Source organism: Devosia sp. (assembly GCF_041917035.1).
Taxonomy (GTDB): Bacteria; Pseudomonadota; Alphaproteobacteria; order Rhizobiales; family Devosiaceae; genus Devosia_A.
Genome location: NZ_JAYRYM010000233.1, coordinates 1 through 5,839 on the forward strand (window position 1 = coordinate 1; position 5,839 = coordinate 5,839).

General features: G+C 69.0%; 3 protein-coding genes and 1 pseudogene. All 4 read right to left on the reverse strand.

Features of this window, described 5'->3' with window-relative positions; translation table 11 throughout:
* On the reverse strand, nucleotides 1–1,824 hold a 1,824-nt coding region (gene glnD, locus ACE3TU_RS18050; protein ID WP_374626726.1), incomplete at its 3' end, for a [protein-PII] uridylyltransferase.
* Complete coding sequence (mutS, locus tag ACE3TU_RS18055; RefSeq protein WP_374626728.1) at nucleotides 1,805–4,477, reverse strand: DNA mismatch repair protein MutS; 2,673 nt, start codon at nucleotides 4,475–4,477, stop codon at nucleotides 1,805–1,807. The genes mutS and glnD, both read right to left, overlap by 20 nt.
* A 62-nt stretch (nucleotides 4,478–4,539) precedes the next feature.
* The gene (locus ACE3TU_RS18060) at nucleotides 4,540–5,421 is read right to left on the reverse strand and encodes an NAD-dependent epimerase/dehydratase family protein (RefSeq protein WP_374626730.1); all 882 of its coding nucleotides are present in this window, start codon (nucleotides 5,419–5,421) and stop codon (nucleotides 4,540–4,542) included.
* A 15-nt stretch (nucleotides 5,422–5,436) separates the two neighbouring features.
* A pseudogene (locus ACE3TU_RS18065) lies at nucleotides 5,437–5,839 on the reverse strand (glycoside hydrolase 43 family protein); the annotation flags it as partial.

Sequence of the window (5,839 nt, forward strand, 5' to 3'; positions counted from 1 at the left end):
CGCCTTGGCGGTCTCGGGATCCTGGATGTCGCGGCTCTGCGCGATCTCGCTCATCAGCAGGTGATACTCGATCAGCCAGGCGACGGTATCGGTCTCGGCCGCGTCGAGCCCCAGCCGCGGGCAGAACTTGCGCGCGATGCGGGCGCCGGCGATCGAATGGTCCTCCGGCCGGCCCTTGGCGATGTCGTGCAGGAACAGCGCCACGTAGAGCAGCCGCGTGTCGTTGAGGTGCGGCAGCAGCTCGTGGGTGAGCGGCAGCTCGTTCCTGAGGCCGCCATTGGCAATGTCGCCCATCACGCCGACGGCGCGGATCAGGTGCTCGTCCACCGTATAGTGGTGGTACATGTTGAACTGCATCAGCGCGACGATCTTGCCGAATTCCGGCACGAAGCGGCCGAGCACGCCGCTCTCGTTCATCTGGCGCAGCATGCGCTCGACATAGTTGGGCGCGGTGAGGATCTCGAGGAACCAGGCATTGGCCTGCCGGTCGTTGCGCAGCTCGTGCCCGATCAGCCGCAGCGAGCGGCGGATCGCCTTGATGGTGTCGGGATGCAGGTGCAGGTCGTGCTGGCCGGCCAGCAGGAACCCCTTGATCAGGTTCCTGGGGTCCTTCTGGAACACCTCGGGATTGGCGATGTTGAGCCGCCCGCCCTCGACGACGAAATCCTTCTCGCCGCGGATTGCGACCTTGCCGCGCTTGAACGGCGCCAGCACCCGCCCGACCATGTCGAGCGGCTTGGCGTGATCGAACTCGAGCGAGGTACTGAAGATGCGGGTCAGGTCGCCCACGTCCTTGGCGACGAGGAAGTAGCGCTTCATGAAGCGCTCGACGCCGAGCATCCCGGCCCGGTCATTATAGCCGAGCCGCGCCGCCAGGTCCGGCTGCACGTCGAAGCTGATCTTCTCGTCGGCCCGGCCGGTGAGGAAGTGGAGGTTGCAGCGGATCGCCCAGAGGAAGTCCTCGGCCCGCACGAACAGCCGATACTCCTCGGCGCTCAGCACGCCCTTGCCGACCAGTTCGGCGCCCGTCTTGACCCGGTAGAAGTACTTGCCGATCCAGAACAGCGTGTTGAGGTCCCTCAGGCCCCCCTTGCCGTCCTTGATGTTGGGCTCGACCACGTAGCGGGTATTGCCCATCAGCCGGTGGCGCTCGTCGCGCTCGGCCATCTTGGCGGCGATGAATTCAGGCCCGGTGCGCGGCATCACCTCGTTCTCGAAGCGCCGCACCAGTTCGCTGTACAGCGTCCTGTCGCCGGTGAGGTAGCGCGCCTCGAGCGTCGCGGTCCTCACCGTCATGTCGGACTTGGCCATGCGGATGCAGTCATCCACCGAGCGCACCGCGTGCCCGACCTTCTGGCCGAAGTCCCACAGCATGTAGAGGATGTACTCGGTGACCTGCTCGCCCCAGGGGGTCTGCTTGTAGGGCAGGATGAACAGCAGGTCGATGTCGGAACCGGGCGCCAGCGTGCCGCGGCCGTAGCCGCCCACCGCCGCGATCGAGACCACTTCGGCCCCCGAAGGGTTGTCGACCGGATAGACGTCGCGCGTGGCGAACAGGTGGATCGCCCGGATGATCTCGTCCTCGGCCGCGCTCAGGTTCATGGCGCAGCGCGTGCCCTTGCCCGTCGCCATCAACTCGGCCTCGGCGCCCTGCCGGGCCTCGGCGAGCACCTGCCGCAGATGCTGCAGCACGCGCGCCCGCGCCGGCGCGGACTTGGCCGCATCGGCGCCGACGAGCGCCTTGAGCTCGGCATAGATCTGGTCCGCCGTCACCAGTCGGAAGGCCGGTTTTCGGAGGCGGGAGTCAAGTTCGGCGAGCGGCATCGCGGATTTTCTTAAGCTCGTAGATCAGATCGATCGCCTGTCGGGGGGTCAAGTCGTCGGGGCGAACCTGGTCGAGCATGTCATGGAGCGGATTAACGGTCGCCTTCGGTGGTGCCGGCTGGTGCGCAAACAGCGGCAAATCGTCTAGCACGACCCCTTTGCCACCGGAAGAGCGCTGTTCGAGCAGGTCGAGCACCTGGCGGGCTCGCGCCAGCACCGATTCGGGCAGCCCGGCCAGCCGGGCCACCTGGATGCCGTAGCTGCGATCGGCGGCGCCTTCCGCCACCTCGTGCAGGAACACCACCTCGCCCTCCCACTCGCGCACCTTCATGGTGTGGTTGGACACCCGCGCAAGCGTCTTCGACAGCGCCGTCATCTCGTGGAAATGCGTGGCGAACAGGGCGCGGCAACCCGTCTGGTCGTGCAGCGCCTCGACCGCCGCCCAGGCGATCGACAGGCCGTCGAAGGTGGCCGTGCCACGGCCGATCTCGTCGAGGATGACCAGCGAGCGCGAGGTGGCGCGGTTGAGGATGGCGGCGGTCTCGACCATTTCGACCATGAAGGTCGAGCGGCCGCCGCCGATATCGTCCGAGGCGCCGACGCGCGAGAAGACCCGGTCGACCACCCCGATATGCGCGCGCCCGGCGGGCACGAAGCTGCCCATCTGCGCGAGGATGGCAATCAGCGCGTTCTGCCTCAGGAACGTCGACTTGCCGCCCATGTTCGGGCCGGTCAGCAGCCAGAGTCCGCCGCCGCCGAGCTCGCAGTCGTTCTCGACGAACACCGCGCCCGCGGCGCGCACATGCGTCTCGACCACCGGGTGGCGGCCGCCGGCAATCGAAAAGGCAAGGCTCCGGTCGACCGTCGGGCGGCAGAAGCCGCGCCGTGCCGCGAGTTCGGCCAGGGCCGCGGTGACGTCGAGTTCGGCGATGGCGTCGGCGACGGCGCGCAGCCGCGCCGCCTCGGCCGTCACGGCGGCGAGGAGGCGTTCGAAGATCGCCAGCTCGATGGCGAGGGCGGCGTCGTGCGCCTTGGCGATCCGTCCTTCGAGTTCGGCCAGCTCCTTGGTGGTGAAGCGCATGGCATTGGCCATGGTCTGGCGGTGGATGAAGCTCGCCGCGTGCGGCGGCTCGAGCAGCCGGGTGCCATGCGCGGCGGGCACCTCGACGAAGTAGCCAAGAACCCCGTTGTGCCGGATCTTCAGGGAACGCACGTCGGTGTCCTCGACGAGGCGGGCCTGCAGCGCCGCCACCACCTCGCGCGTCTGGCTGCCGAGGGCCCGTTCGGCATCGAGTTCCCCGTCATGGCCCTCGCGCACGAAGCCGCCGTCGCGGGCGAGCAGCGGCGGATCGTCGTCGATCGCGGCGAGCAGCACGCCGGCAAGGGCCTGGGGCGCCTCGCCGAGCTGGCGGGCGAGGTTTGCAAGCAGCGCAGGGGCGTCGACGAGGGTCGCGAGCCGCGCCGCGAGATCGGTCACCCCTGCCACCGCCCCGGCAATCGCCCTGAGGTCGCGCGGCCCCCCGCGTCCGAGCATCAGCCGGGTGAGGGCCCGGGTGAGATCGGGGATCGCCTTCAGCTCTGCGCGCAGCCGGCGCGTCAGCTGGGTGTCTGCAAAGAGCGCCTCGACCGCGTCGAGCCGGGCATTGATCGGGGCGGCCTCCGCCAGCGGGGCGGCGAGGCGGCGGGCGAAGAGGCGGGAGCCGCCCGGGGTGACGCAGAGGTCGATCTCGGCCCGCAGGGATCCCTTTTCGGCGCCGCGCTGGGTCACCAGCAGTTCGAGCGAGGCGCGGGTCGCCGCGTCGATCGCCATGTGCGCCGAGACCTGCTCGGCACTGGGCGGCCGCAGCGCCAGTGGCACCCCCTTCTGGCTCTCCCGCACGTAGTCGCAGAGCGCCCCGAGCGCGGCGCGTCCGGCGCGCGAGAAAGCCGTGGGGTCGACGGCGCCGTCGGCGAAGGCGGCAGAGATCCGCTTGCTCGCCAGTTCGCTGTCGAACAGCTCGGCCGCCACCGGCACCAGCGCCGCCTCGGGCAGTGCGAGCCTAGCCTCGCGCAGCGCGGCGAGGGTCGCTTCGCTCAGCAGCAGTTCGGCCGGCTCGATCCGCGCCAGTTCGTCCGCCAGCGCTGCCGAGGCGATGTCGATCACCGCCGTCTCGCCGGTCGAGACATCGGCCCAGGCCAGCGCGAAATCGGTTTCGCCGTGCCGCACCATGGCAAGGGCGGCGAGGTAGTTGGAGGCGCGCGCCGGCAGCAGGTCGTCCTCGGTGATGGTGCCGCGCGTCACCAGCCGCACCACGTCGCGCTTCACCGGCGACTTGCCGCCGCGCTTCCTGGCCTCCGCCGGGTCCTCGACCTGCTCGCAGATGGCGACGCGGTGCCCGAGCCCGATGAGCTTTCTGAGGTAATCCTGCGCGGCGTGGATGGGCACGCCGCACATCGGGATATCCGCCCCCTGGTGCTTGCCGCGCCGGGTCAGCACGATGCCGAGTGCCTGGCTGGCGATCTCGGCGTCCTCGAAGAACATCTCGTAGAAATCGCCCATCCGGTAGAACAGCAGGTACCCCGGATTGACCGACTTGATCTCGAGGTACTGCGCCATCATCGGGGTGATGGCCGCATCGGCAGCGGTCGGGACGGTGTAGGGCGCTTGGTCCATCAGCCTGCGGCAAGGATCGGGGAAGTCGCGACGTTAGGCGGTTTGCCGCGCCCTGCCAACACTCAGCCGGCGTCTATCCCGAGGACCCTCGACCACGTCCACTGCGGATCGTAGCCGATCAGCGCCCGCGCCTTGTCGATCGAGATCAGCGTGTCGCGCGGGCCGGTGCCCGGCCTGAGGACGCAACCGGGAAAGGCCGCCGCGACAAGCTCGGCATTGGTCTGGCGCATGATCGTGTCGGGCGCCGCGATGGTCATCACCTCGGCCCCGGTGATGCCGCTCTCGAGGGCCTTGACGCAGGCATCCGCCGTATCGCGGCTGTCGACATAGCCCCACAGGTTGAAGCGGCGCGACAGCGGGTCGCTCCAGAAACCGGGGATCTTCTCGTACCCGGTGACGTGTCCGGCCCGGTCGTAGAAGATGTTGGAAAAGCGCAAGCCCACGAACGGCACGCCGTAGCGGCGGTTCATGTGCCGCGCCAGGTCCTCGCTGTTGGCCTTGGAAATGCCGTAGGAGGACGTGGGGATCGGCGGATCGTCGTCGCTGGTGGGCAGCGACCGGGGGTGGACGCGGTCGAAGGGAAAGCCCAGCACCGTCTCCGACGAGGCCCACACCACCTTGCGCATGCCCAGGAAGCAGGCCGCCTGGAAGACGTTGTAGGCGATCAGCGAATTGACGTGGAAGCGGGCGGCCCCCGAGACGTGGTCCCAGTCGGGCTCGCCATGGGCGGCCAGCTGCACCACCGCGTCATGGCCATGCAGGGCGGCGAAGGTCTGGCCGTAATCGGTGAGGTCGACCTTGATGAAGCCGCGGCGTTCTATGCCGCCCGGCACGGCCCGGTCGAGATTGGTGACCTCGTGCCCGCTTGCCTCGAGGGCGGCGATCACCACCGGCCCGACGCCCCGATCCCACGAACCGGTCCCGCCGGTGACTGCGACTTTCATGTCATTGTTCCCCGATCAGTACCGGTCGCTCTCGTGCCGCACCGGCTCGTAGACGAAATCGGAGAAGATGGCTTCCTTCGCCGTGCCGTTGAGGTCGGAGCAGGCCATGCCGACAAAGGCGCCGGTGAAGCTGCCGTGTTCGGCGTGGCCGCCGCACTCGTCCGACAGCAGCGAGGCGTCGAGGCGCGGGCCGACCGGTTGCCAGTTGCCGCCAGCGCCGGCGGTGCCTGTGGCATAGAAGAACTGCAGCGCCGGGCCGCGGATCTCGATCTTGAGCCGTACCGGCCCCTGCTGCGGCAGCGGCACCGGTGCCGCCGGATAGCTGAGCCGGCCGTCCGGGTGGCTCGCCAGCGAGCTCATGATCAACAGCTCGCGCTGGCCGTCCGAATGCGCGGTGACGGTGAGGTAGTGGAAATTG